Annotated in this window: 20 protein-coding genes and 5 pseudogenes; 13 read left to right on the forward strand and 12 right to left on the reverse strand. The window is 64.8% G+C overall.

Annotated elements, in window-relative coordinates:
* Window positions 1–10 precede the first annotated feature (10 nt).
* From M0765_RS22435 to M0765_RS22460, 6 genes are all read left to right on the forward strand, one after another.
* The gene (locus M0765_RS22435) at window positions 11–274 is read left to right on the forward strand and encodes a DUF4282 domain-containing protein (protein ID WP_157613688.1); all 264 of its coding nucleotides are present in this window, start codon (window positions 11–13) and stop codon (window positions 272–274) included.
* 53 nt (window positions 275–327) lie between these two features.
* Complete coding sequence (ilvC, locus tag M0765_RS22440) at window positions 328–1,344, forward strand: ketol-acid reductoisomerase (protein ID WP_007834233.1); 1,017 nt, start codon at window positions 328–330, stop codon at window positions 1,342–1,344.
* A 183-nt stretch (window positions 1,345–1,527) separates the two neighbouring features.
* On the forward strand, window positions 1,528–2,352 hold the full coding sequence (pssA, locus tag M0765_RS22445; protein ID WP_055800083.1) for a CDP-diacylglycerol--serine O-phosphatidyltransferase: 825 nt from the start codon (window positions 1,528–1,530) through the stop codon (window positions 2,350–2,352).
* Window positions 2,353–2,536: 184 nt separating this feature from the next.
* Window positions 2,537–4,240: a 2-isopropylmalate synthase gene (gene leuA, locus M0765_RS22450; RefSeq protein WP_258505979.1), complete on the forward strand. Its 1,704-nt coding sequence runs from the start codon at window positions 2,537–2,539 to the stop codon at window positions 4,238–4,240.
* Window positions 4,241–4,292: 52 nt separating this feature from the next.
* Complete coding sequence (locus tag M0765_RS22455; protein WP_258505980.1) at window positions 4,293–5,831, forward strand: 2-isopropylmalate synthase; 1,539 nt, start codon at window positions 4,293–4,295, stop codon at window positions 5,829–5,831.
* 114 nt (window positions 5,832–5,945) lie between these two features.
* A complete protein-coding gene (locus tag M0765_RS22460) occupies window positions 5,946–7,148 on the forward strand; it encodes a serine hydrolase (protein WP_258505982.1) in 1,203 nt (400 codons plus the stop codon).
* A gap of 5 nt (window positions 7,149–7,153) precedes the next feature.
* Here M0765_RS22460 and M0765_RS22465 read toward each other — a convergent pair whose 3' ends face one another.
* The 3 genes from M0765_RS22465 to aat are packed head-to-tail and all read right to left on the reverse strand — an operon-like array spanning window position 7,154 to window position 9,522.
* Window positions 7,154–7,990, reverse strand: coding sequence for an IclR family transcriptional regulator (locus M0765_RS22465; RefSeq protein WP_258505983.1), 837 nt, complete (start codon window positions 7,988–7,990; stop codon window positions 7,154–7,156).
* A gap of 30 nt (window positions 7,991–8,020) precedes the next feature.
* Window positions 8,021–8,770, reverse strand: a complete 750-nt coding sequence (locus tag M0765_RS22470; RefSeq protein WP_258505985.1) for an arginyltransferase — start codon at window positions 8,768–8,770, stop codon at window positions 8,021–8,023.
* A complete protein-coding gene (gene aat, locus M0765_RS22475) occupies window positions 8,767–9,522 on the reverse strand; it encodes a leucyl/phenylalanyl-tRNA--protein transferase (protein ID WP_258508391.1) in 756 nt (251 codons plus the stop codon). Before aat ends, M0765_RS22470 begins: the two co-directional genes overlap by 4 nt.
* A gap of 194 nt (window positions 9,523–9,716) precedes the next feature.
* On the opposite strand from aat, the gene M0765_RS22480 reads away from it, so the two are divergent.
* Complete coding sequence (locus M0765_RS22480; protein WP_258505986.1) at window positions 9,717–12,047, forward strand: xanthine dehydrogenase family protein molybdopterin-binding subunit; 2,331 nt, start codon at window positions 9,717–9,719, stop codon at window positions 12,045–12,047.
* Window positions 12,048–12,053: 6 nt separating this feature from the next.
* The gene (locus M0765_RS22485) at window positions 12,054–12,449 is read left to right on the forward strand and encodes an SRPBCC family protein (protein WP_258505987.1); all 396 of its coding nucleotides are present in this window, start codon (window positions 12,054–12,056) and stop codon (window positions 12,447–12,449) included.
* Window positions 12,450–12,463: 14 nt separating this feature from the next.
* On the opposite strand, the pseudogene pobA reads toward M0765_RS22485, so the two are convergent.
* Window positions 12,464–13,644 (reverse strand): annotated as a pseudogene (gene pobA / locus M0765_RS22490) (4-hydroxybenzoate 3-monooxygenase).
* Window positions 13,645–13,774: 130 nt separating this feature from the next.
* Between pobA and M0765_RS22495 the strand changes: the two are divergent.
* The 5 genes from M0765_RS22495 to M0765_RS22515 all read left to right on the forward strand — a co-directional run bounded on the left by M0765_RS22495 (window position 13,775) and on the right by M0765_RS22515 (window position 18,491).
* Window positions 13,775–14,545 (forward strand): IclR family transcriptional regulator domain-containing protein, encoded by a 771-nt coding sequence (locus M0765_RS22495; RefSeq protein ID WP_126746464.1) that lies wholly within the window; start codon window positions 13,775–13,777, stop codon window positions 14,543–14,545.
* Window positions 14,546–14,599: 54 nt separating this feature from the next.
* Window positions 14,600–15,259, forward strand: coding sequence for a response regulator (locus M0765_RS22500; protein ID WP_126746463.1), 660 nt, complete (start codon window positions 14,600–14,602; stop codon window positions 15,257–15,259).
* Window positions 15,256–16,587: an ATP-binding protein gene (locus M0765_RS22505; RefSeq protein ID WP_258505989.1), complete on the forward strand. Its 1,332-nt coding sequence runs from the start codon at window positions 15,256–15,258 to the stop codon at window positions 16,585–16,587. The genes M0765_RS22500 and M0765_RS22505 overlap by 4 nt, the downstream gene beginning before the upstream one ends.
* A gap of 103 nt (window positions 16,588–16,690) precedes the next feature.
* A complete protein-coding gene (locus M0765_RS22510; RefSeq protein WP_258505990.1) occupies window positions 16,691–18,160 on the forward strand; it encodes a DegQ family serine endoprotease in 1,470 nt (489 codons plus the stop codon).
* A gap of 28 nt (window positions 18,161–18,188) precedes the next feature.
* Window positions 18,189–18,491: a hypothetical protein gene (locus tag M0765_RS22515; protein WP_258505991.1), complete on the forward strand. Its 303-nt coding sequence runs from the start codon at window positions 18,189–18,191 to the stop codon at window positions 18,489–18,491.
* Window positions 18,492–18,535: 44 nt separating this feature from the next.
* Here the strand turns inward: M0765_RS22515 and M0765_RS22520 are convergent, their stop codons facing one another.
* The 8 genes and pseudogenes from M0765_RS22520 to M0765_RS29305 all read right to left on the reverse strand — a co-directional run.
* A complete protein-coding gene (locus M0765_RS22520) occupies window positions 18,536–18,730 on the reverse strand; it encodes a hypothetical protein (RefSeq protein WP_258505992.1) in 195 nt (64 codons plus the stop codon).
* A 188-nt stretch (window positions 18,731–18,918) separates the two neighbouring features.
* Window positions 18,919–19,341, reverse strand: coding sequence for a hypothetical protein (locus M0765_RS22525; protein ID WP_258505993.1), 423 nt, complete (start codon window positions 19,339–19,341; stop codon window positions 18,919–18,921).
* Between the two features lie 147 nt (window positions 19,342–19,488).
* Window positions 19,489–20,337 carry an OmpA family protein gene (locus tag M0765_RS22530; protein ID WP_258505994.1) on the reverse strand — a complete coding sequence of 283 codons (849 nt, stop codon included), beginning with the start codon at window positions 20,335–20,337 and terminating at the stop codon, window positions 19,489–19,491.
* A 35-nt stretch (window positions 20,338–20,372) separates the two neighbouring features.
* Window positions 20,373–23,249 carry a YadA-like family protein gene (locus tag M0765_RS22535; protein WP_258505995.1) on the reverse strand — a complete coding sequence of 959 codons (2,877 nt, stop codon included), beginning with the start codon at window positions 23,247–23,249 and terminating at the stop codon, window positions 20,373–20,375.
* 126 nt (window positions 23,250–23,375) lie between these two features.
* Window positions 23,376–23,471, reverse strand: a pseudogene (locus M0765_RS29545) (hypothetical protein); the annotation flags it as partial.
* A gap of 62 nt (window positions 23,472–23,533) precedes the next feature.
* Window positions 23,534–23,635, reverse strand: a pseudogene (locus tag M0765_RS29550) (hypothetical protein); the annotation flags it as partial.
* A gap of 71 nt (window positions 23,636–23,706) precedes the next feature.
* Window positions 23,707–23,817: pseudogene (locus tag M0765_RS29300) on the reverse strand (hypothetical protein); the annotation flags it as partial.
* 114 nt (window positions 23,818–23,931) lie between these two features.
* Window positions 23,932–24,657, reverse strand: a pseudogene (locus tag M0765_RS29305) (ESPR-type extended signal peptide-containing protein); the annotation flags it as partial.
* Between the last annotated feature and the right edge of the window lie 1,024 nt (window positions 24,658–25,681).

The following is a 25,681-nucleotide window of genomic DNA, read 5'->3' on the forward strand; positions in this document are numbered from 1 at the left end:
GGAGAAGGTAATGCAAGATTTGCTGGGTTTCGAGAAGATGGTGACACCGATCATCATTCGGATTCTGTACTTCCTCGGGTTGCTGGGCGTGCTCGCCGCAACGGTCGTTTCGTTGTTCCAGGGGCGCTTCCTCGCTGCCATCGGCATCCTCGTTTTCGGCGCGATCATGGTTCGCGTCTACAGCGAACTGCTGATCCTGCTGTTCCGCATTCACGACAACCTCGTGTCCATCAACCATCAAATGAAGGACCGGAATCCCTCCGGCCAACTGTGAGTGAAAGCACCCCCGCCCTGGGGGTGCCAGAGATTAAATAGGAAAGACGCATCATGAAGGTTTACTACGACAAGGACGCCGACCTCAGCCTCATCAAGGGCAAGACGGTCGCAATCATCGGTTACGGGTCGCAAGGTCACGCGCACGCGCAAAACCTGAACGACAGCGGCGTCAAGGTCGTGGTCGGCCTGCGCAAGGGCGGCGCTTCGTGGGACAAGGTCGGCAAGGCCGGCCTGCAGGTCGCCGAAGTGGCCGACGCGGTGAAAGCCGCCGACGTCGTCATGATCCTGCTGCCCGACGAGCAGATTGCCAACGTCTACAAGAACGACGTGGCCCCGCACATCAAGGAAGGCGCTTCGCTCGTCTTCGCGCACGGCTTCAACGTGCACTACGGCTTCGTGCAGCCGCGCGCCGACCTCGACGTGTGGATGGTGGCTCCCAAGGCCCCCGGCCACACCGTTCGCAGCACCTACACGCAGGGCGGCGGCGTGCCCCACCTCGTGGCCGTGCACCAGGACAAGACCGGCAAGGCGCGTGACCTCGCGCTGAGCTACGCCACCGCCAACGGCGGCGGCAAGGCCGGCATCATCGAGACCAACTTCCGCGAAGAAACCGAAACCGACCTGTTCGGCGAGCAAGCGGTTCTGTGCGGTGGCACGGTCGAGCTGATCAAGGCCGGTTTCGAAACGCTGGTGGAAGCCGGTTACGCGCCCGAAATGGCGTACTTCGAATGCCTGCACGAGCTCAAGCTCATCGTCGACCTGATCTATGAAGGCGGCATCGCCAACATGAACTACTCGATCTCGAACAACGCCGAATACGGCGAGTACGTCACGGGCCCGCGCATCGTGACCGACGAGACGAAGAAGGTCATGAAGCAAGTGCTGCGCGACATCCAGACCGGCGAATACGCCAAGAGCTTCGTGCTCGAAGCCGCTGCCGGCCAGCCCGCGCTGATCAGCCGCCGTCGCCTGAACGCAGAGCACCAGATCGAAGTCGTCGGCGAGAAGCTGCGCGCGATGATGCCCTGGATCAAGAAGAACAAGCTGGTCGACCAGACCCGCAACTGATCCGCAAAATGAAGCGGGCGCTGCGGCGCCTGTTTCCCGAGGGCCACCCGCTGGGGTGGCCTTTTTCATGTGGGGCGCACCATGCCCCTGAACTACACTGCGAACCCATGCGATTCACAGATCAAGATGCTATCGAATGGGTAGCTGCTCACGCAGTGCCCATGAGGGACGGAGGCAAACTCAATGCATGACGACACGGTTCCCGACGAAGTGCCGCCGCGCAAGCGTCGCAAGGGCATCTACATCCTGCCGAACCTGTTCACGCTGGCCGCGTTGTTCGGCGGCTTCTATTCGGTCGTGATGGCAATGAACGGGCGCTTCGATCTTGCGGCGCTCGGCGTGTTCGCCGCCATGATTCTCGACAGCCTGGACGGCCGCGTGGCCCGCATGACCAACACGCAAAGCGCGTTCGGCGAGCAGATGGATTCGCTGTCCGACATGGTGTCTTTCGGTGCCGCGCCGGCGCTCATCGCGTACGAATGGTCGCTCAAGGGCCTGGGCCGCTGGGGCTGGATCGCGGCTTTTGTGTATTGCGCCTGCGCGGCGCTGCGGCTCGCGCGCTTCAACGTCAACACCGGCGTGGTCGACAAGCGCTGGTTCCAGGGGCTTCCGTCGCCGGCCGCGGCCGCGCTGGTGGCCGGATTCATCTGGCTCATGACCGAATGGGGCAAGCGGGGCGGGGAGGTGCTGTACCTCTCGTGGACGCAGATCACGTGGATCACCTTCGCGTTCACGCTCTACGCGGGTCTTTCGATGGTCACCAACGCGCCGTTCTACAGCTTCAAGGACGTGCAGATGAAAAAGAGCGTGCCGTTCGTGGTGATCGTGCTGATTGCCCTGGGCATCGCGGTCATCAACATCCACCCGCCAACGGTGCTGTTCGGATTGTTCGTGGCCTATGGCCTGAGCGGCTATGTGGTGTACGCCTGGCGCAAGGCCAAGGGGCAGCAGGCCAGCGTGATCAGCACCTCGACCGAAGAGCCGGACGAGCGGGGCTTGCATAACTGACCGCGGCTTGTGCTACATTCGCAATCCTCATGACCAAGATTTCGCTGCTGGCTCTACTAGCCCTCCCTCACGGGCGGAGACGGTAGCGCACGCGCAAATCCCTCACCACGGCCCGTTCGCACCAGCAACGGGCCGTTTGTTTTTGGGGTTGCTGGTTGAATTCCAACCATCCAGAGAAATCGACATGCTCAAGCAACCTCAAGCCAAATACCGCGCATTCGCCCCGATCGGCCTCAAGGACCGTACCTGGCCCGATGCCGTGCTGACCAAGGCGCCCATCTGGCTGTCGACGGACCTGCGCGATGGCAACCAGGCGTTGGTCGAGCCGATGGACATTGCGCGCAAGATGCGGATGTTCGAGACGCTCGTGGCCATTGGTTTCAAGGAAATCGAAGTCGGCTTCCCCTCCGCTTCGCAAGTCGAGTTCGACTTCGTGCGCAAGCTCATCGAGGAAGACCGCATTCCCGACGACGTGACGATCCAGGTGCTGACGCAGGCGCGCGACCACCTCATTGCGCGCACCTTCGAGTCGCTGCAAGGCGCGCCGCGTGCCATCGTTCACCTCTACAACGCGGTAGCCCCCGTGATGCGCCGCGTGGTGCTCGGCATGGACGAAGACCAGATCGTCGAGCTGGCCAGCAGCCACGCGCGCATGTTCAACGAATTCGCCGCGAAGCAGCCTGCGACGAAGTGGACCTTTCAGTATTCGCCCGAAATGTTCTCGGGCACCGATGTCGTGTTTTCCAAGCGCGTGGTCGATGCGGTCACCGAAGTCTGGGCGCCGACGCCCGAGCACAAGTGCATCGTCAACCTGCCCACCACGGTCGAGCATTCCACGCCGAACATCTTTGCCGACATGATCGAGTGGATGCACCGCAATCTTGCGAGGCGCGATTCCATCGTGCTGTGCGTGCACCCGCACAACGACCGCGGCACCGGCACCGCGGCCGGGGAGCTGGCGCTGATGGCCGGTGCCGAGCGCATCGAAGGCTGCCTCTTCGGCAACGGCGAGCGCACCGGCAACCTCGACCTCGTGAACGTTGCGCTCAACCTCTACACGCAAGGCGTTTCGCCGGAGCTCGACTTCTCCAACATCGACGAGATCCGCGCGACGGTGGAGCACTGCAACCAGATCCCGGTGCATCCGCGCCATCCGTATGTCGGCGACCTCGTGTACACCTCGTTCTCCGGCTCGCACCAGGATGCGATCAAGAAGGCCTTTGCAGCGCGCAAGGAGGGCGACATCTGGGACATGCCCTACCTGCCCATCGATCCGAAGGATGTGGGCCGCAGCTACGAGGCCGTGATTCGCGTCAACAGCCAGTCGGGCAAGGGCGGCATGGCCTACCTGCTCGAAAGCGAGTACGGCATCGAGATGCCGCGCCGCCTGCAGATGGAGTTCATGCAGACCGTGCAGCGCGTGATGGACGTGGCGGGTAAAGAACTCACCGCGGCCGACCTCTGGCAGCTGTTCGTTCGCGAATACGGCATCGAGGCCGCTCACTCGCTGCAGCACCGCGTGCTCGAGGAAGAAGGCGAGGGCGCCAATGCTTCGGTGGTGCTGCGCGGCAACCTGCCGTGGGACGGTGAAATCCGCGCCATCGAAGGCCGCGGCAACGGGCCGATCGACGCCTTCACACAAGCCCTCTGCAAGGCCACTGGCCACACCGTGCGCGTGATGGACTACCACCAGCATGCGATTGGCGCGGGTGCCGATGCCAGGTCGGTGGCGTACCTCGAACTGCGCGTGGATGAAGCCCAGACGCTGTTCGGCGTGGGCATCGATGCGGACGTGATCTCGGCTTCGCTCAAGGCCATTGTCTCGGGCGTGCAGCGCGCACGCACCCGGGGCGCGCACAGCGCACAATCGGTGGTTGAAGTCGCCTGAAGCTGTCCGCCGCCGTACGCGCAAGGTGCAAACGAACATAAGGAAACCCACGATGACCGACCAACTCATTATTTTCGACACCACCTTGCGCGACGGCGAGCAATCGCCCGGCGCCTCGATGACGCGCGACGAAAAGCTGCGCATTGCCAAGCAGCTCGAGCGGCTCAAGGTCGACGTCATCGAAGCCGGCTTTCCGGCCAGCTCGAACGGCGACTTCGAAGCGGTCAAGGCCATTGCCAACGCCATCAAGGATTCGACGATCTGCGGCCTCTCGCGCGCCAACGACCGCGACATTTCGCGGGCGGCCGAAGCGCTCAAGGGCGCGGCGCGCGGGCGCATCCACACCTTCATCGCGACGTCGCCCCTTCACATGGAAAAGAAGCTGCGCATGTCGCCGGACGAAGTGCATGAGCAAGCCAGGCTTGCGGTGCGCTTTGCGCGCAACCTCGTGGGAGACGTGGAGTTCAGCCCCGAAGACGGCTATCGCAGCGACCCGGACTTTCTCTGCCGCGTGCTCGAAACCGTGATCAACGAGGGCGCCACCACCATCAACGTGCCCGACACGGTGGGCTATGCCATTCCCGAGCTCTACGGCAACTTCATCAAGATGCTGCGCGAGCGCGTGCCCAACAGCGACAAGGCCGTCTGGTCGGTGCATTGCCATAACGACCTCGGCATGGCCGTGGCCAACTCGCTGGCAGGCGTGAAGATCGGCGGCGCACGCCAGGTCGAGTGCACCATCAACGGCCTGGGCGAGCGCGCGGGCAACTGCTCGCTCGAAGAAATCGTCATGGCCGTGAAGACCCGCAAGGACTACTTCGGGCTGGAGCTGAACGTCGACACCCGGCACATCGTGGCGGCGAGCCGCATGGTGAGCCAGACCACGGGCTTTGTGGTGCAACCCAACAAAGCCGTGGTGGGCGCCAATGCCTTTGCGCATGCCTCGGGCATTCACCAGGACGGCGTGCTCAAGGCGCGCGACACCTACGAGATCATGCGCGCCGAAGACGTGGGTTGGACGGCCAACAAAATCGTGCTGGGCAAGCTCAGCGGGCGCAACGCGTTCAAGCAGCGCCTGCAAGACCTGGGCGTGACGATGGGCAGCGAAGCCGACATCAATGCCGCCTTCCTGCGCTTCAAGGAACTGGCCGACCGCAAGTCGGAGATTTTTGACGAGGACATCCTCGCGCTCGTCAGCGCCGAGGAATTGGCGCACGTTGATGAACAGTTTGCTTTTGTGTCGCTTTCCCAGCACAGCGAAACCGGCGAACGCCCCCAGGCCAAGGTCGTCTTTACCGTTCAGGGCAAGGAAGTCACGGGCGAATCCGACGGCAATGGCCCGGTTGATGCTTCTCTGAAGGCTATCGAATCGCTTGTCAAGAGCGGCGCCGAGATGGTGCTTTACTCGGTTAATGCGATTAGTGGCTCGACAGAAAGCCAAGGAGAAGTTACAGTTCGGTTACAAAATGCAGGGCGGGTAGTGAATGGAGTAGGTGCGGACCCCGACATCGTGGTCGCATCGGCCAAGGCTTATTTGAGTGCTCTCAATAAGTTACAGAGCCAAGCTGAGAGAGTGGCGGCACAAGGTTAGTTTTACGAGTGATCCTTGGATTCGAGTGAAGAAAAGGACGCAAGTAACTGATATTGCGTGCCTTTTTTGATTTCGATACACTGCGGTTCTCATTTTGCCGCTGGAGATTTATTAATGCCCGAAACCCGCCCCCGCCGAGTTTCCAGCCAGCGGTTCTTGCCCGCAGTCAAATTCGTCGCCGTCGCGCTCTGCGCCACGGCGTTTTTGCTGTCCGGTGCACAGGCCGCCAAGAAGGAAAAAACAACTGTCGCCAAGACGTCCACGGCCAAGAAGGCCGCGGGACCCGTGCCAGTGGAAGTCAAGCGTTCGGCCAAGGCGCCGCGCGCTGCCGTTGTCGCCAAGCGCGGCGGCAAGGCCGATAGAAGCGAAAAAGTCGTTCGTGGCGGCCGCAACGTAGTGGCTTCCATTCGCCAAAAGAACGGCAAGACCGTGGTTGCCGTGCAACGCCGCTCGGTCGTTCGTGTCGAGACGCCGGCACGCCAGTCGTTCGGCCAACTGGCCGGCTTGCATGGCACCGAAGACGTGCTCGATCTGAAGTCGAGCGTTGCACTGGTGATCGACCAGGACACGCATGAAGTGCTGTTCAGCAAGAACGACCATGCGGTGCTCCCGATTGCATCGCTCACCAAGCTGATGACCGGCCTGCTGATCAGCGAGGCCCATCTTCCTACCGACGAGCTGATCACCATCACCCAGGACGACGTCGACACCGAAAAGGGCAGCCGTTCGCGCCTGACCGTGGGTACCACGCTGTCGCGCGGCGAGCTTCTGCACCTGGCCCTGATGTCGAGCGAAAACCGCGCTGCGCACGCGCTGGGCCGTACCTATCCGGGTGGCCTTGCAACCTTCGTGAGCATCATGAACGCCAAGGCAAAGATGCTCGGCATGAAGGACACGCGCTACGTGGAGCCCACCGGCCTGTCGAGCCGCAACCAGTCGAGTGCGCAAGACCTGGCGCTGCTCGTCAATGCCGCCTATTCCGACGCCACGGTGCGCTCGCTGTCGACTTCGCCTGAATACCAGGTCGAGGTGGGCAACCGCGTGCTGCAGTTCAACACCACCAACCGTCTCGTGAAGAGCCCGGACTGGGAAATTGGTGTGCAGAAAACCGGCTACATCTCCGAAGCCGGCCAGTGCCTCGTGATGCAGGCCAAGGTGGCCGGGCGCAAGCTCATCATGGTGTTCCTGGACTCGGCCGGCAAGTACAGCCGCATTGCCGATGCGGAGCGGGTTCGCCGCTGGGTCGAGGCAGCGCATGCGTCTACCGGCTCGCCGGCAGCCTCGCGCAGCAACGCGACCTACCAGGTCGCCGGCTGAACGACTCAGGCAGCGGCTGAAGAGCCGTTGCCGCTTGCGCCTGGGGCAGCAGCGGATGCCGAGGCCGCGTCCTTGTAGCCCAGCGCTCCTGAAATTTCATTGGCCGTGGCCTGCAGCTTGGGCAACCAGCCCTCGTCCAGCCGGTCAGCCGGCGCGGAAATAGACAGGCCCGCCACCAGCTTGCCCTGGTCGTCGTAAATGCCGGCGGCCATGCATCGCACCCCCAGCTCCAGTTCTTCGTTGTCGCGTGCAATGCCGTATTGACGGGCCTTCGACAGCTCGCGCTCCAGGGCGGGCAACTGGGTAATGCTGTTGCGCGTGTGGCCCGCCAGGCCGGTTCGCGTGGCATAGCTGCGCACCCGCTGCGGATCGTCCGCCGCCAGGAACAGCTTGCCGGTCGAGGTCAGGTGCAGGGCGGCCCGGCCGCCGATGGCACGCACCACCTGCATGCCCGAACGCTCGCTGTACGAGCGCTCGATATAGACGATTTCATCGCCTTGCCGCATGCTCAGGTTCACCGGTTGCTGGGTGAGCTTGTGCAGCTCGCGCATCGGCCCCAGGGCGGCGTCACGCACGTTGAGCCGGCCCTTGACCAGGTTGCCGAGCTCCAGCAGCCGCATGCCGAGCCTGTAGCTGCCGGCTTCGGGCCGATCGACGAAGCGGCCGACCGCCAGGTCGTTGAGGATTCGGTGGGTGGTGGAGGGGTGCAGCCCGGTCTTTTCGCTGATTTCCTTCAGCGAAATCGCCTCCTCGCGGGAGGCGAGCACGTCGATGAGCGCGAACATGCGCTCGATCACCTGGATGACTGGAACAGCAGGAACGTCGGATTGGTTTTTTCTCATGGCGCGATGCGGTGTGGACCGGGCGCCATTTTACCTTGTGAAATCGTTTGGCGCCTGCCAGTGTCCGTCGATCAGCAGTTCATGGGGGCTGAAGCGCGCCTTGTAGTTCATCTTGGCGCTGCCCTCGATCCAGTAGCCAAGGTAGACATGCGGCAGTCCGAGTTTCCGGGCCTGTTCGATCTGCCACAGCACGCTGTAGGTGCCGTAGCCCGCACTGTCGTCCGGCTCGTAGAAGGTATAGACGGCCGAAATGCCGTCGTTCAGCACGTCGAGTATCGACACCATCTTCAGCGCGCCAGCGCTGCCGTCGGGCAGCGTCTCGCGGAACTCCACCAACCGCGAATTGACCCGGCTCTGCAGCAGGAACTGCGTGTACTGGTCGATGCTGTCGTGGTCCATGCCGCCGCCGGCGTGGCGGCCATTCTGGTAGCGAAGATAGAGCTGGTAATGCTCGGGCACGAAGCACAGCTTGAGCACGCGGGCGTGCAGGTTCTTGTGCTGCTTCACGGCGCGGCGCTGGCTGCGGGTGGCGTGAAAGCTATTGACCAGCACCCGCAGCGGGATGCAAGCGCGGCACCCGTCGCAATAGGGCCTGTAGGTGAACATTCCGCTGCGCCGGAAGCCGCTGAGCACCAGGTCGGAGTAGGCGTCGTTGTGAATCAGGTGGCTGGGCGTGGCCACCTGCGACCGGGCCTGGCGGTCGGGCAAATAGCTGCAGGGGTAGGGCGCCGTCGCGTAGAACTGCAGCGTGTGAAGCGGAAGATCCTTGAGGTGCGTCACGTCGATTGAGAAGGTCGCGTGGAAAGGAGTTCTGTCCAGTATACGGGCTCGAAATGCCACTGTGGCCCCTCTTGCAGGCGGGCATTGGCCACATGCGCCACGAACCTGTCGCGGGACATTTCGCGCGCTCCCAGGCTCGCCAGGTGAGCGGTGTTCTGCTGGCAATCGATCATCTTCACCTGGAACCGGCGGCACAGGCACACCAGCGCCGCCAGCGCGATCTTCGAGGCGTCCGGTCGGCGGGTGAACATCGATTCGCCGAACACCGCACGCCCGAGCGCAACGCAGTAGAGCCCGCCCGCCAGCTCGCCGTCGATCCACGTTTCCACGCTGTGCGCGTGGCCGGCCCGGTGCAGCGCCAGGTAGGCCTTCACCATGTCCGGCACGATCCATGTGCCCGACTGCCCCACGCGCGGCGATTGCGAGCAGGCCCTGATGACCGCCGCGAAATCGCGGTCGATGCGCACTTCGCAGCCCGGCGCCTCTGCAAACCGCGCCAGGGTCTTGCGCAGCGACCGGTGGAGCTTGAAGTCGGCCACCTGCAGCACCATGCGCGGGTCCGGGCTCCACCAGAGAATCGGCTGGTCTTCGCTGAACCATGGAAATACGCAGCGGCCATAGGCCTGCGTCAGTGTGCCGACATCGAGCGCTCCGCCGGCCGCAAGCAGGCCGGGCACGGGGTCGGTTTCGCCCCATGCGGATGCGGGGTCGGGCAGTGCGTCGCCGGGTTCGAGCCAGGGCAGTTGTTGCATGCCGTAGGTATACACGGCTTCGTGGCGAGCTTCATCCGGATGGGTGAAAATGGCCACTCTTCAGCGGCTCGCAAACGATTGCGGCCTGCGAGACACAGGCTCCCGGTGCAACGGCGCACAGGAATATCACAACAGACCCATAGCGGACCGCCAGGCCGGCATTGCCTTGCGGAGGCCAGCCCAAGAGGACCACGTTGACCACTGACTCCAACCCCACGCGTTTCGGTAGCGGCCATGCGGTTCGCCGCCTCGAAGACGAGAGCCTGCTGGCCGGCGCAGGCCGCTACACCGACGACGTCACGCTGCCTGGACAGGCGCATCTCGTCTTTCTCCGCTCTCCCTATCCGCATGCGCGCATCGTGTCCATCGACACGGCCGCCGCCGCCGCCATGCCCGGGGTGCTGCGCGTGATCACGGGCGCCGAAATGGCTGAGGCGGGTGTGCAGCCCATGCCGGGCGCCGCCGGCTTCAAGCGCGCCGATGGCGGCGACTGCGCCAGCCCGCCGCGCCTTGCCATGGCACACGAGCGCGTGCGCTTCGTCGGCGAGGCGGTGGCGGCGGTGGTGGCCGAAACCGTGCAGCAGGCGCGCGATGCCGCCGAGGCGGTGATGGTCGACTACGACGAGCTCCCCATGGTGGTCGATCTTGCGAGCGCCACCGCCGACGGCGCGCCGCAGTTGTGCGCCGAAGCTACCGGCAACATTGCCGCCGAAATGAAGCACGGCAGCAGCGAAGCCGCGACAGCCGCCTTTGCCAAGGCCAGCCATGTGGTCGCGCTCGATGTGGTCAACCAGCGCGTGGTCGCGCTGACCATCGAGCCGCGCTCGGTGCTTGCGGCCTACGACGGCGAATCCGACCGCCTCACCATTCGCATGAGCACGCAAATGCCCTCGGGCGTGCGCGACTCCGTGTGCGCCGCCATCGGCCTCGCGAAGGAGAAGGTGCGCGTGGTGGTGGGCGACGTGGGTGGCGGCTTCGGCATGAAGACCGGCGCTTATCCCGAAGACATCGCAGTCGCGTTTGCCGCGCTGCAGGTCAAGCGCCCCTTGAAGTGGGTGGCCGAGCGCAGCGAAGAATTTCTTTCAAGCGCGCATGGCCGCGACATCGAGGCCCGGGCCGAACTCGCGCTAGATGCCGACGGAAAAATCCTCGCGCTGCGCATCAAGACGCTGGCCAACGTGGGCGCCTATGCCACCGGCACCGGTGTCGCCATCCAGCTGTTGATCGGCCCCTGGGTGCAAACCAGCGTCTACGACATCCAGACCATCGACTTTCACTTCAAGGCGGTGCTCACCAACACCGCGCCCACCGGCGCCTACCGCGGAGCGGGTCGCCCAGAGGCCATCTTCACGATCGAGCGCCTGATGGACGAGGCTTCGCGCCAGATCGGAATCGATCGCGTCGAGCTGCGCCGCCGCAACTTCATCCGCCCCGAGCAGATGCCCTACAAGAACCCGATGGCGCAGACCTACGACACCGGCAAGTTCGAGTCGGTGATGGACCAGGCGCTGGCGCTCGCCGACTGGCAAGGCTTCGAAACCCGCGCGGCCGAATCGGCGCGGCAGGGCAAGCACCGCGGGCTGGGCATTGCCACTTTTCTTGAATGGACCGGCGGCAACGTGTTCGAGGAGCGCGTCACGGTTTCGGTTCAGGCCGACGGCGTGATCGAGGTGTTCTCGGCCGTCAACGCCATGGGGCAGGGCATTGCCACGTCGCTCGCGCAGCTGGCGGTCGATGCCTTCGGCGTGCCGATCGAAAAGGTGCGCGTGGTGCTTGGCGACACCGATCGCGGCGACGGCTTCGGCAGTGCCGGCTCGCGTTCGCTGTTCACCGGCGGCTCGGCCGTTCGCATCGGTGCCGAGCGCACCATCGACAAGGCACGCGAGCTCGCGGCGCAGGAATTCGAAGCCTCCGTCGACGACATCATCTACAGCCGCGGCGTGTTCAACGTGGCCGGCACCGATCTCGAGCTCGACCTGTTCGCCCTGGCGGGCAAGCAGCCCGAGGGCGAAATTTTCTTCGACTCCACCAGCACCGTGGCCGGCCCGACCTGGCCCAACGGCTGCCACATCTGCGAGATCGAAATCGATCCGCCCACGGGCGAGATCAGCGTGGTGGCCTACAGCTCGGTTAACGACGTCGGCCGCGTGATCAACCCGATGATCGTGCGCGGCCAGCTCGAGGGCGGCGCGGTGCAGGGCATTGGCCAGGCGCTCTACGAGCAGGTGGTGTACGACCACGAAACAGGCCAGCCCGTCACTGGCAGCCTCATGGACTACGCCGCGCCGCGCGCCGACATCGTGCAGACCATGTTCCACATGGAAATGGACGAGTCGACGCCTTGCACCAACAACCCGCTGGGCGTGAAAGGCGTGGGCGAGCTGGGCACCATCGGCGCGACGCCGGCCATCGTCAACGCCGTGGCCGACGCCTTTGCGCGCAACGGTTTTGCCGCCAGCGCACCGCGCCTGCACATGCCGCTGAGCCCGGCGCGCGTGTGGCAGGCCATGCACACGGTGGATTGAAGAACCATGGCAACGATCTACAAGGAATTCATCGTCGAGGCCGACGCGGCGAAAGTATGGGATGCGCTGCGCGACTTCGGTGCCGTGCACACGCGCCTCGCGCCCGGCTTTCTGACGGACGCCAAGCTGGACGGGCAGGGCGCCCGCATCGTGAGCTTTGCCAACGGTATGGTGGCGCGCGAGCTGCTCGTGGGCATCGACGAGCCGAACCGCCGCCTGGCCTACACCATCACCGGCGGCAAGGCGAGCCATCACCATGCATCGGCGCAGGTGTTCGCGCATGGCGAAGGGCGCTCACGCTTCGTGTGGATCACCGACGTGCTGCCCGACGAATTTGCCGCCTACATCGCTCCGATGATGGACCAGGGCGGCGCTGCGATGAAGAAGACGCTCGAAAAGTAAACCCTGCTGCCGGCCTAGAAGTCTTCGAGCGGCAGGCCGACGTAGTTCTCGGCCAGCGCGGTGGAGGCGGCGTGCGAGTGCACCAGGTAGTCGAGCTCGGCTTCCTGGATCTTCTGGCCGAAGGCGCCGGTTTCCGGAAAACGGTGCATCAGCGAGGTGAACCACCACGAGAAGCGCTCCGCCTTCCACACGCGGCGCAGGCAAAGGTCCGAATAGCGGTCGAGCGCGGACGGCGTTTTCTCGCCATAGAAGATCTCGAGCGCACGCGAGAGATACCCCACGTCGGCCGTCGCAAGGTTGAGCCCTTTGGCGCCGGTGGGCGGCACGATGTGCGCGGCATCTCCGGCCAGGAACAGCGAGCCGAAGCGCATCGGCTCGGCCACGAAGCTGCGCAGCGGCGCAATGCTCTTCTCCAGCGAAGGCCCGGTCACCAGCCGCTCGCGCGCCTCGGGGTCGAGCCGTGCGCGCAGCTCGTTCCAGAAGGCCTCGTCGCTCCAGTTTTCAACGCGCTCTTCGGTCGGCACCTGCACGTAGTAGCGGCTGCGCGTGGCGCTGCGCATGCTGCACAAGGCAAAGCCGCGCTCGGTGTTGGCATAGATGAGTTCATGCGACACCGGCGGCACGTCGGCCAGCACGCCGAGCCAGCCGAAGGGGTAGATCTTCTCGTAGGTTTGGATCGCGTCCGCGGGCACACTGGCCCGGCTCACGCCGTGGTAGCCGTCGCAACCGGCGATGAAGTCGCACTCGATTTCGTGAGTTTGGCCGTCTTTCTCATAGCGCACGCGCGGGCGCTGCGAGTCGAAGTCATGAAGGCTCACGTTGGCCGCGCTGTAGACGGTGGTCAGGCCTTCGGCAGAGCGTGCCTCCATCAGGTCGCGCGTCACCTCCGTCTGGCCGTATACCGTCACCTGCTTTCCGCCCGTGAGGCCGTGCATGTCGATGCGGTGGCGCGCCCCTTGAACAGCAGCTCGATGCCTTCGTGCGGCAGCCCCTCGGCCTTGGCCCGCGCATCGACACCGGCGCGCGCCAGAAGGTCCATGGTGACTTGCTCGAGCACGCCCGCGCGGATGCGCCCCAGCACGTAGTCGCCGCTTTGGCGCTCGACGATGATGTTGTCGATGCCGGCCTTGAAAAGCAGCTGCCCGAGAAGCAGGCCGGCTGGGCCCGCGCCGATGATCGCGACCTGTGTGCGCATGTTGGTGTCTCCGATGGGGTTTTCCGGAGCGTAGGGCGTGCGCGGCATGCTGGCGCGGCGCTTGGCGAGGCTCTGTGCGATCATGCGAGCGGCTGCGCGATGATCGCGCAACACTTCTCACTTCGACCAGATGACCATCGCCAAAGCCGACTTCATCGAGGGCATTGCCAAGGGCATGGCCGTGCTCGAAAGCTTCGATACCGAGCGCCAGCGCCTCAACGCCACCCTGGCCGCAGAGCGCGCCGGCCTCACGCGGGCCGCCGCGCGCCGGCACCTGCTCACGCTGGCCCACCTGGGCTACCTGGAAACGGACGGCAGCTATTTCTGGATGGCGCCCAAGGTGCTGCGCTTTTCGGGCAGCTACCTTGCTTCGTCGCGCCTGCCGCGTGCGCTGCAGCCCACGCTCAACCGCCTTGCGGCACAAACCGGGGAATCGTTCTCGGCCGTGGTGCTCGACGGCGAGGAGGTGGTCATCATCGCGCGCAGCGGCAGCTACGGCACGCCAACCCGGGTGCTGGCGTACGGCTTGCACCTTGGCGCCCGCCTGCCGGCGCACGCCACCTCCACCGGGCGGGTGCTGCTTGCAGCCATGGCGCCCGCCCAGCTCACGCAGTGGCTCAAGGGTCGCCACCTCGCACGGCTCACGCCGCACACCACCACTCAGGCCCGCAGTCTGCGCCAGCTGATTTCGCGAACGCGCAAGAACGACTACTGCTTTGCCAGCGAAGAACATGAGTTGGGCGTGCAGGCGCTCGCGGTGCCGCTGCGCGACATGCAGGGCCACACCGTGGCAGCGCTCAATGTGGTGCTCTCCGGCACGCGCTACCAGGAAGAAACGCTCCAGCGCGAGATGCTCCCGTTGCTCTTCGAGGCCGCGCGCGAGGTCAGGTCGCTGCTGTAGCCTGAACTTTCCGCGCCGCCGCTGCCTCGAACCCCGAAACGGAACACAACAACCATGCGACTGCTGCTTCTGGAAGACGACGTGATGATCGGCGAAGCTGTGCTCGATCTGCTGCGCGCCGAGCAATACGCCGTGGACTGGGTGAAAGACGGCGAGGCGGCCGAGTCCGCATTGCGCACCCAGCAATACGACCTGGTGTTGCTCGACCTGGGCGTGCCCCGCCGCGACGGGCTCGAGGTGCTGCGCAGCCTGCGCGCCCGCAAGCAGCGCATGCCCGTGCTGATTGCCACCGCGCGCGACTCCGTGCAGCAACGCATCGAAGGGCTCGACGCGGGCGCCGACGACTACGTGCTCAAGCCCTACGACCTGGACGAACTGCTGGCACGCATCCGGGCACTGCTGCGCCGCGCAGCCGGGCGTGCCGAGCCGGTGTACGAGCACATGGGGGTGAGCATCAATCCCGCCACTCGCGAGGTCTCGGTGGCGGGCCAGCCGGTGATACTTTCGGCCCGTGAATGGGCGGTGCTCGAACCGCTGATCGCGCGGCCCGGCATGGTGCTGTCGCGCGCCCAGCTCGAAGAAAAGCTCTACAGCTGGAAGGATGAAATCAGCAGCAACGCCGTCGAGGTCTACGTGCACGGCCTGCGCAAAAAACTCGGCGCCGAGTTGATCCGCAACGTGCGCGGCGTGGGCTACATGGTGCCCAAGGCATGATCCGCGCGCTGACGGGGTCGCTGCGCGCGCGCCTGCTGTGGTTTCTGCTTGCGGCCATTGTGCTGGCCGCCGGGGCGCAGGCGGTGGTGGCCTACCGCACGGTGCTGAAGGAGGCCGACGACATCTTCGACTATCACATGCAGCAGATGGCGCTTTCGCTGCGCGCCGGCCTGCCGCCCAGCGCGGCGGTGGGCGGCATAGGCAGCGGCGAGCAGAACTTCGAGTTTGTGGTGCAGGTGTGGACGGCCGACGGCGTGCGCATTTTCGAATCGGCCGAGCAGGCTGCGCTGCCGCAACTGGCGGTGCTGGGCTTTGCCGACGTGCGTGCGCGCGGCACCACCTACCGCGTGTTCTCCATGCAGACCAGCGGGCTGGTCATCCAGGTGGCGCAAGACATGGCGGCGCGGCGCAACATGGCCGGCGCGCTGGCCCTGCGCACCATCGCGCCGGTGGCGCTCATGGCGCCGCTGCTCATGCTCATCGTGTGGTGGGTGGTGAGCCTTTCGCTTGCGCCCGTGGCACGCGTGCGCACACAGGTTGCATCGCGGCAGGCCGACGATCTTTCCGCCGTGAGCGAAGAGGGCCTGCCCGACGAGGTCCGCCCGCTGGTGCAGGAACTCAACCTGTTGTTCGACCGGGTGCGCCACGCCTTCGATGCGCAAAAGCACTTTGTGGCCGATGCCGCGCATGAGCTTCGTTCGCCGCTTGCCGCACTGAAGCTGCAGGTGCAGGGCCTGCAACGCGCGCCCGATGCCTCGGCGCGCGACGTGGCCGTGAGCCGCCTCGTGGCGGGCATCGACCGCGCCACGCGGCTGGTCGAGCAGATGCTCGCACTGGCGCGGCACGAGGCCAGCATGGCCGCGGGCGCAAAGCCCGAACCGGTCGACCTTGCCGAAACCGCGCGGCTGGCCATTTCGGACACGGTCGCGGCGGCGCAGTCACGGCGTATCGACATCGGCATCTCGCATGCGGACGACGCCGCCGTGGTGAACGGCCAGCCCGAAGCGCTCCGCATGCTGCTGCGCAACCTGGTCGACAACGCCGTGAAGTACACGCCCGAAGGCGGGCGCGTCGACGTGGGCATTGCGGCCCAAGGCGGCGGCGTGGAGCTCAGCGTGGACGACAGCGGACCCGGCCTGCCCGAGCAAGAGCGCGAACGGGTGCTCGACCGCTTCTACCGCTCGGGCGAGCCGCAGGCGCCGGGCAGCGGGCTCGGCCTGGCCATCGTCAAGTCGGTTGCCGACCTGCACGGCGCCACGGTGGCGCTCTCCACCTCTCCGGGCCTTGGCGGCTTGCGGGTGCTGGTGCGCTTTCCGGCCAAGACCTGAGTTCTTTTCAAGCTCGAGCCGCGGTTTAAGCCGCGCTTAAGCCAGTGCACCGACATTCCTTTCATCGTGTTTGCGTGCAGACGCATTGAAAGGAAAGCTAGAAATGAACACCCGCCTGACTTCTCCCCACGCCCTGGTTCTTGCCCTGGCGACCGCCGGGGTGATCGGTGCCGTCGGTGCCGGCGCCTACACCAGTGCCGTGAGCGCCCCGACCAACGCCACGCCCATTGCCGCAGCCCCCGCAATGGTCACGTTGCCCGACTTCTCCACCATCACCACGCGGGACGGCCCCGCGGTGGTCAACATCAGCGTGACCGGCTCCGTGAAGGAGCCGGACGCCGAAGCCGCGGCCGAAATGCAGGGCATCGACCCGGACGACCCGATGTTCCAGTTCTTCCGCCGCTTCCAGGGCCAGATGGGCCCGCGCGGCCAGCAGCGCGACGTGCCGGTGCGGTCGCAGGGCTCGGGCTTCATCGTGAGCCCCGACGGCCTCATCATGACCAACGCACACGTTGTGAAGGGCGCGAAGGAAGTCACCGTCAAGCTGACCGACCGCCGCGAATACCGCGCCAAGGTGCTCGGCGCCGACGCCAAGACCGACATCGCCGTGCTCAAGATCGACGCGAAGAACCTGCCCACGCTCGCCCTGGGCAACACCAAGGACCTGAAGGTCGGCGAATGGGTGCTGGCCATCGGCTCGCCCTTCGGCTTCGAGAGCACGGTCACCGCGGGCGTCGTAAGCGCCAAGGGCCGTTCGCTGCCCGACGACAGCTACGTGCCCTTCATCCAGACCGACGTGGCCGTGAACCCCGGCAACTCGGGCGGGCCGCTGCTCAACACGCGCGGCGAGGTGGTCGGCATCAACTCGCAGATCTACAGCCGCAGCGGCGGCTACCAGGGCGTGTCGTTCGCCATTCCCATCGACGTGGCCGTGCAGGTGAAGGACCAGATCGTTGCCACCGGCAAGGCCACGCATGCGCGGCTGGGCGTGGCGGTGCAGGAGGTGAACCAGGCCTTCGCCGATTCGTTCAAGCTCGACAAGCCCGAAGGCGCGCTGGTCTCCAACATCGAGAAGGGCGGCCCCGGCGACAAGGCCGGCCTGAAAGCGGGCGACGTGATCCGCAAGGTCGACGGCCAGCCCATCGTCTCGTCGGGCGACCTGCCCGCCGTCATCGGTCAGCAGACGCCGGGCAAGAAGGTCACGCTCGAAGTGTGGCGCCAGGGCGAGCGCCAGGAGCTTTCCGCCAGGCTCGGCGACGCGAGCGACAAACCCACGCAGGTCGCAAAGGCCGACAGCGCCGCGGGGCAGGGCAAGCTCGGCCTTGCGCTGCGGCCCCTGCAGCCGCAGGAAAAGCGCGAGGCCGCCATCGAGAACGGGCTGCTGGTCGAAGACGTTGCCGGTCCGTCGGCCATGGCCGGCGTGCAGGCGGGCGACGTGCTGCTGGCCATCAACGGCACGCCCGCCAAGAGCCTGGAGCAGGTGCGCGAAGTGGTGGCCAAGGCCGACAAGTCGGTCGCGCTTTTGATCCAGCGCGGCGAAGACAAGATCTTCGTGCCGGTTCGCATCGGCTGAGGTGCGCCGTCACGCTTTTGCGCACAACATGAGCTCATCCATCGGCGGCCTTTCGGCCCACATCCTGCCCACGTCGGCCACCATGATCGGCGTGTGCATGACGGTGATGTCGATCGGCCACCTGGGCCCCCGCGACGACCTGCGGCTGGTCATCGACCGCATGCTGGCCATCGACGCGCTGGTCTTCTTGGCCAGCGCGCTGCTGTCGTTCATCTCGATGCGGTCGCGCAAATCGGGGGCCCGCCTCGAAGCCTGGGGCGAGGTGGTATTCATTGCCGGGCTTGCGCTGCTGGCGCTGGGCGCCGTGACGCTGGCGTTTGCCTTGCGCTGACGCACAAGCCGCGAGCGCTGCTGGCGCCGCGCAGCGCGCGCGCTTCAGGACTCTTTGTTGCCCGCGTCTTTTTGGGGCACTTGCGCGTCGAGCTCGTCCTTGATGCCCTTGTCCCCGCGCATGGCCAGGTAGAGCACGGCCCCCACGCCGATCACCGCGACGGAGATCAGAGCGAAGAGACCTCCGCCAAAGGCCCACCACCAGAACAAACCGCTTGCAACAAGAAGCAGCGCAACCAAGAGTAAAGAATTCAAGTGCATGGACCAAGCCGATAGTACATTGGCGGTAATGTACGCGGCGTTACTGTTTAGCGGCTGACTCGCGCTCTGGGAAATACCCTCTTTTTGCGATATTTCGCGTGCGCGAAGGCTTTGGCCGGCTTCACGGATTGCGTGGCGGTGCGATGTCATAGGCCTCGCGCAAGTTTTCAAGCTGCTCCTGCGCCACCCGAAAGCACTCCTGAAGCTGCTCCGCCGTCGGCTCCGGATAGCCCGGCGGTGGCTGCAGCGCATTGCCAAGACGTTCCCACGCCGCCTCCCAGGCGAGCTTGGAGAGGGCGCGCGCATCCGAAGACCTCGACATCATCTTCCTCCGGTTTTTTTGATGGGATCAATGATGCGGGCGCGCTGTCAGGATTCAAGAGGGGTGGGGTAGCCCTCCAGGCTTCGGCAACGGCCTCGGGCAGCAGCTGAAAATCGACCTGGCCGACGGCCATGGCCGCGCGCTCGCGCTGCACGGCAAGATGCAGCAGCGCAAGCGTACAGATCACTGCCGCCATTGCGGCAATCACCCACCAAAGAGCCCTTGTCGCTTGCGAATCCGGGCCGTTTCTCTTGTCGCGATCTTCCATCTCAACCTCCTAATCGAGAACGGAAGATCGAGTTGTTTCAAAATCGCAGATGTCAGACAAAGCCGCGACTGTTTGTAACGCGGCTACCGCGCCAAGGGCTTGCCTCGCAGCGGGCCCGGCGTGGTCAGGCCGGGCCCGCAAGGTCGTTCAGCTTCCGCCAAAGACTTCGATCTCCACGCGGCGGTTTGGCGCCAGGCAGTCGATGAGCTCCGCGCGCCTGGTTTGCGCACATTGCACCTTCGGCTCGGATTCGCCCTTGCCTTGCACCTGCACGTTCTGCGCCGGCACGCCTGACTGCGCCAGGTAGTTGCGAACGGTGTTGGCACGCGCCAGTGAAAGGGCGTTGTTGTAGGTGCTGCTGCCCAAGCGGTCGGTATGGCCCGTCACCCTGACAGCATCCACCGACTTGATGCTGCTCTTGATCTCGCCGGCCAACGCGTCGAGCTTGCGCCGGCCCTCGGGGAGCAAGTCGGCCAGCGAGCTGCCGTCGAAGCGGAAGAGGCCGTCGGCGCCCAGCGTGACCCTGCGCGGCGCAGCCGGGGCCGCCCCAGCCGGCCGTTCGGCCACAGGCACCGCGCGCGCCCCCAGCACGTCGCCGCAACCAGCGGGCAGCCAGTGGAAAGTCTGCGCCTTGAAGTCCTTGTCAAAGATCACCTTGTATTGGCAGGTGGTCACGCCGCCGCCCGCCTTGCGGAAGTGAAAGATGTAGTCCCACTCGCGCGGGCTTGCCACGCCTTCGCGAAAGTGCGGACGGCCGAGCAGGTCGTACAGCTGGTCCTTGGTGACCCCCGGCGCCACCGCGCGCAGGTTGTCCAGGTTGGGGAACGTGCCTTCCTTCAGCCAGGCGTCGTTCTCCACGCTGGGGAAGACCACCTCGGTGGCCTTGCCGTCATCGGTGATGCCCTTGCTCACGTAGGAGCTGCAGCCCTGCAGAACCAGAATGGCGGCGGCTCCCAATGCGGCGGCCGGGAAGCGATGGAATTGCGTTTTTTTCATGATGATGTTGTTCCTTTTGTTTTGATGCCGCCGGCTTACCAATGGAAGCCCGCACCGGCCGCCACGCCGATCTTTCCGCGCGAGTTGGCCGAGCCGCTGAACTTGACGACCCAGCGGCCGTTGTCCGAAAGCTTCGACACGCCCAGGGCAAGGGCGGCCTGGCCGTCGAAGCCCGCGACGCCCGCGGACACCATGCTCTTGCCCGGGATGTAGGCCTGCGGCATGTTGGCCATTGCCATCGCACCAGCGGCACCGGCGCTCGCGTCCTTGGCAATGCTGCGGATCTCGCCGCCCAGCGAGTTGACGCGCGCATCGGTGTACGCGTTGGCTCCGGCGATGCCGGCATTCAGCTGGTTCACGTTGACCGCGTCGGTGCCGGCCACACCGGGCGCCACGTTGTGCACAGTCACCGGGCCCGTCGCGCCGCTGCCGCCCATGCTCACGCTGTTGTAGTTGATCGAGCCGTCCGGGTTGGTGTCGTACTTGACCGTCGACTGGTCGATCACCGCCACCACGCCTTGCACCCCGCGCAGCTGCGACACGTTCACCGCGTCGCTGTCGGCCGTGCCGGCCGCCACCCCGGTGATCTGCCGGAACTGCCCGTTGGCCGCATCACCCACCGACACCGCCGCCAGCGTGCTGGTGGTTGCGCCGATGGCGATGCGCTGCGCATCGGTGGCCGTGGGCGGCACGAAGCCCGCCACGCCCGCCGCGGTGGAAGCCACCGAGCCCGCGCCCAATGCCACGCCGCCCGCTTGCGTCACGCTGCTGCCCGCGCCCAGTGCCACGCCTTGAACCCCGGCGGCGGATGCATTGGTGCCCAATGCGATCGAGTCCGCCAGATGCGAAGTGGCACCCTGGCCAATGGCAATGCCGCCCGGCGCGCTTTGCTGCACGATGGCGCCGTTGCCGATGCCCACGCCGTTGTTGCCGTTGACCACCGTCTGCGGCCCGACCGCTACCGACTCGGCGCCAATAGCCAGCGAGTCCGCAGCTGTGGAGTTGGCGTGGAAATACAGCGTGGGCGTGACCGCGAACGACTGCAGTGCGCCAGAGAGCTGCCGCACCGTGACCGCGTCCTGCGCCTCGGTGCCGTCGGCCACGTTGGTGATCTGGCGGTACGTGGTCGCGCTGCCGACCGAGAGCGCGCCAAGCAGCGTGCGGTCGGTGGTGTTGTATTCGATCAGGCTGCTGCCGGCTGGAATGCTGCCGGTCGACGGCGCCACGAAGCGGTCGGAAACCGAGCCCGAGCCGAGTGCGACGCCGCCGTCGACCATGGCTGTCGCATCCTTGCCCGACGCGATGGCGTCGGCGCCGGTTGCGCCAAGGTTGTCCTCGTTACCGCCGCCGGTGGAGTTGACGCTGTAGTACCGGGTCTTGTTGGCCGTGACCGTGCTGCTCAGGTTCTCGATCGACTGGTTGGTGGCGAACAACTGTGAGCCGTTGATTGCGTCGGTCGAGGTGGCGGAAATGCTGCCGGCCGCCACATTGGTGACCGTACGCTCCGCACCCACAGCACCGACACTCACCGTGCTCGTCGGCGTGGTGCCGGCGAAGTTGTAGGTAACCCCGTCGATCACCGTGCTGGCCGTGCCGACTGCCGCGGTCGTCGTCGAGCCAGAGCCGAGCGCCACGTCGCCCGTATTGTTTGCCACCGCGTTCGGCCCGATGGCGACAGAGTTGGTCCCCAGGGCCTTCGAGTCGGGCAGGACGGAGTTCGCGTGGAAATATTTGATGCCCGCGCCGTTGTTGATGTCGCCGATCTGGCTGTTGATGTTGTTGATCGACGTTGTGTTCGCCGTCACCTGCTGGTTGGTGGCGAACAACTGCGAGCCGTTGATGGCATCGGTGGAGGAGCCCGAGATTCGGCCCGCTGCCACGTTGGTGATGGTGCGCTCGGCACCCACCGCGCCAACGCTCACGGTGCTCAGCGGCGTGGCTCCGGCAAAGTTGTAGGTCGTGCCGCCAATCACGGTGCTCGCGGTCTGGACTGTTGCGGTCGTCGTCGAGCCTGAGCCCAATGCCACGTCGCTGGCGTTGTTGGCTACCGCATTCGGGCCAATGGCAACGGAATTCACACCGACGGCCTGGGAGTCGGGGAGGGTGGAGTTGGCGTGGAAATACTTGATGCCTGCGCCGTTGTTGATGTCGCCGATCTGGTTGTTGAGGTTGGTGATCGAAGTCGTGTTCGCCGTGACCTGTTGGTTGGTGCCGAACAGTTGCGAGCCGTTGATGGCATCGGTCGAGGTGCCGGAGATCCTGCCGGCAGCCACATTGGTGATGGTGCGTTCCGTACCCAGCGCGCCAACGCTGACCGTGCTCAGGGGATTGGTACCGGCGAAGTTGTAGGTCGTGCCACCGACCACTGCACTGAGCGTGGGGACCGCCTTGCTCGTCGTGGAGCTCGAACCCAATGCCACGTCGCCAGCGTTGTTCGCTAGCGCCGTATCGCCGAATGCCACCGCGCCCGCGGCCAGTGCCTTGCTGGTGCTGCCGATCGCAACGCTGCCCTTGCCGACCACCGTGTTCTGGTAGCCGATGCCGACCGCGCCCTGCGCCGCCGTTCCGGCAGTGCCGACCGCTTGGCCGCCACCGCCCACCATGTTGGTGTTGCCCATTGCCACGGAACCGTTGCCGGTGGCCGTGTTGTCCAAACCGCTCGCGATTGCGCCATCGCCGGTGGCGGTGTTCGGGTCGCCGATTGCCACCGCGCCGTTGCCGCTGGCAACGTTGCCGGAACCGATGGACACCGCTTTGCCGCCGGTAGCTTTCGAACCGTTGCCGATCGCCACGGCGTCCGCCGAGTCCGCGATCGCGCCATTGCCCATCGCCACAGCGTTGTCGGCACTGGCGCTGGCCAGGGGACCCACGGCCAACGCGTTGACGGCTGTCGCCTTGCTTTGGAAGCCCATGGCGACGGCGCGAGACTGAGATGCCGTCACGTCCGTGCCGACCGCGACGGTACTTTCCGCAAGGGCACCGGTACCCGCCCCGGTGCGCGAGCCGAGATAGACCGAGTTGGTGTTGGAAGCAATCGACTGGAAGCCTATGGCAACGGCATTTTGGCCACCGGCTTGGGCGCTGGTACCTTGGGCGATGCCATCCAGTAGCGTCGCAGTTGCCCCGCTGCCAATGGCGAGATGCGCAGCGCGGCTGCGTTTGAAGCGGTGCCGATGGCAACGGCGCTGTTGTCCGTGGCTGTCGCACCGACGCCGAGCGCCGTCGAGTTGGTCCCGCTCGAGGTAGAGAGGGAACCGAGCGCAACTGATCCAGTCGCGCCTGTGGCAGCGGCCTGCATACCGAGAGCCACACTGTTTGGAGCCTGCGCCTCCGCCCCCGGCCTATTGCCAGAGCCGCCTGTTGCGTCGCAACTGCTTCAAAGCCGATCGCTGTAGCATAAAGACCAGAGGCTGTGGCCGTGTCGCCAAGTGCGATGGCTGAAGGAGCGTTCGCAACCGTTGCCGCCCAACCGATGGCGATGGCATTTTTCGACGCTGCATCAACAGCTTTGGAGTTATTAGTGCTGATTGCGATGCTGCCATCGGATGCTGCGGTGACCTGATTGCCGACCGCTGTGGAATTGACGCCTAAGGCGCGCGTTGCATAACCGAGCGCAGTGCTCTCCAGTCCACTGGCGATTGCCCCGACTCCGAGAGCAACGTTGCCCGAGTCGCTTGCAGCTGCGCTGGTGCCGACCGCCGTGGCATTCAGCCCTGTGGCTTGGCTGTTGTAGCCCAGCGCCACCGCGCCCGCGATTGTTGCTTGAGAGACCGCGCCAATGGCAACGGAATTGACACCCGTAGAAGCGACGTCGGTGCCGATGCCGATCGCGCCGACAGCCAGCGCGCCTGTACCGGCGGCGGTGCGGGCACCCAAATAAATGGAGTTGCCGCCAGTGGCATAGGCTCCGAAGCCGACGCCAATGGCATTCAGCGCCGTCGTGTGGGCCGTGTACCCCACGGCAAGTCCACCAAGGACGTCGGCGGCCGCGAGAGAGCCGAGCGCCGTCGCACCGACTCCAGCGGCGGTCGCTCCATAGCCCATGCAGGAGGCGGTGCCGCTGTAGTCGTTGTAAGGCGCGGGCAAGCAGGTGACAGACTGCGCCTGCGCCAACGAGGCCAACCCCAGTCCACTCATCGCCATGAGCATGGTCGTGATCCGCGCACGCAGGCGCCGCGGTGCCTGCGTGCCAGCTTCAGCGCTACCTGCCACGCAACTTCCGCTGCGCTTACCTCGAGCACTGGTGGTCTCCGGCGCCGCAACCCAGGCTCCCAAAGATTCGTTCCAAAGTGATCGATAAGTACTGTTCATATGCCCCATCCATGCGTATAAAAGTGTTAATGAACGGCCTTGGCTGTTCACATTTTGCAAAATTGTGAAATACCGTTTTGCAAACAAATCTTAAAAGAGGGTTGAGGCGTTGCAACTGTTAATGTCTCATTTTGGAGTCATATTGTTGAGTTGATAATGAACTCCAATCGCAAATAAATTGGCAATAGTAATATAAAGTTACTATAAGAATTAAGTTTATACATGACTAAATTTCGACTTGTAGAAGTTTGGTTGTCATCCAAAAGCCATCGTTTCCTAGGCGTCCGTCATGCGGGTAGATGAGAGATACCGAGCGGCTAATTGCCATTCATGAGCTTGTCTCCGAGGAAGCGAGACGCTGCCTGGCCCTCGAGGGGAGGGCAAGCATCGGCGGCAACCCGGGGCTGATAATTAAAATGAGATGGACGCATTGCAAATGCGTGATCGATACTGCTGCCCTGATCTTTGTTTGGGGTTTATTACTATAGCGAGCGGTATCTTTTAAAACATGCTACGGATGAGTTGCGTATGCACGTCGAAGACAAGCTTGCTCTTCGCATCGCTTCGAATTCGCATCGAGGTTGCGAACTTATGATTTCAAATGAATGTCGTCGGCTCAATAAGGCCATAAAGGATCGCAATTGGAATCGATCCGATGGGCCGCGCATATCCGGCCGGGTTGATAGCCGCGTGCAATGTCGGAGTGGCGCGGGCACCCGGCGATCGCTGGGTCGCGTCCAAGAAGCAGCTTCTTCGAATGAGTCAGAAACTGTACAAACATACAGTATGATTGCCGGGCTGGTCTCCGGCCCCCAAGTCGGCCATGTCCGACAGCCGGGCCGGCGCTCCAAACCTACTTTGCCGTTGCCCCGATCCTTGGTTCTTCCTCTCGGGGCCCTTGACGTGGCGACATCGTCAGGGCTTCCGCCCAGCCTTCGGGCTGGGCTTTTTTTGCCCGGGGACTTCCAGCGGGGTCGCGCCTTGGTCACGAGCGTTGCGCCGAACTCTTGTGCATTCGAATCGAAGGTTGGCA

The sequence above is a fragment of the Variovorax sp. S12S4 genome (assembly GCF_023195515.1).
GTDB lineage: Bacteria > Pseudomonadota > Gammaproteobacteria > Burkholderiales > Burkholderiaceae_C > Variovorax.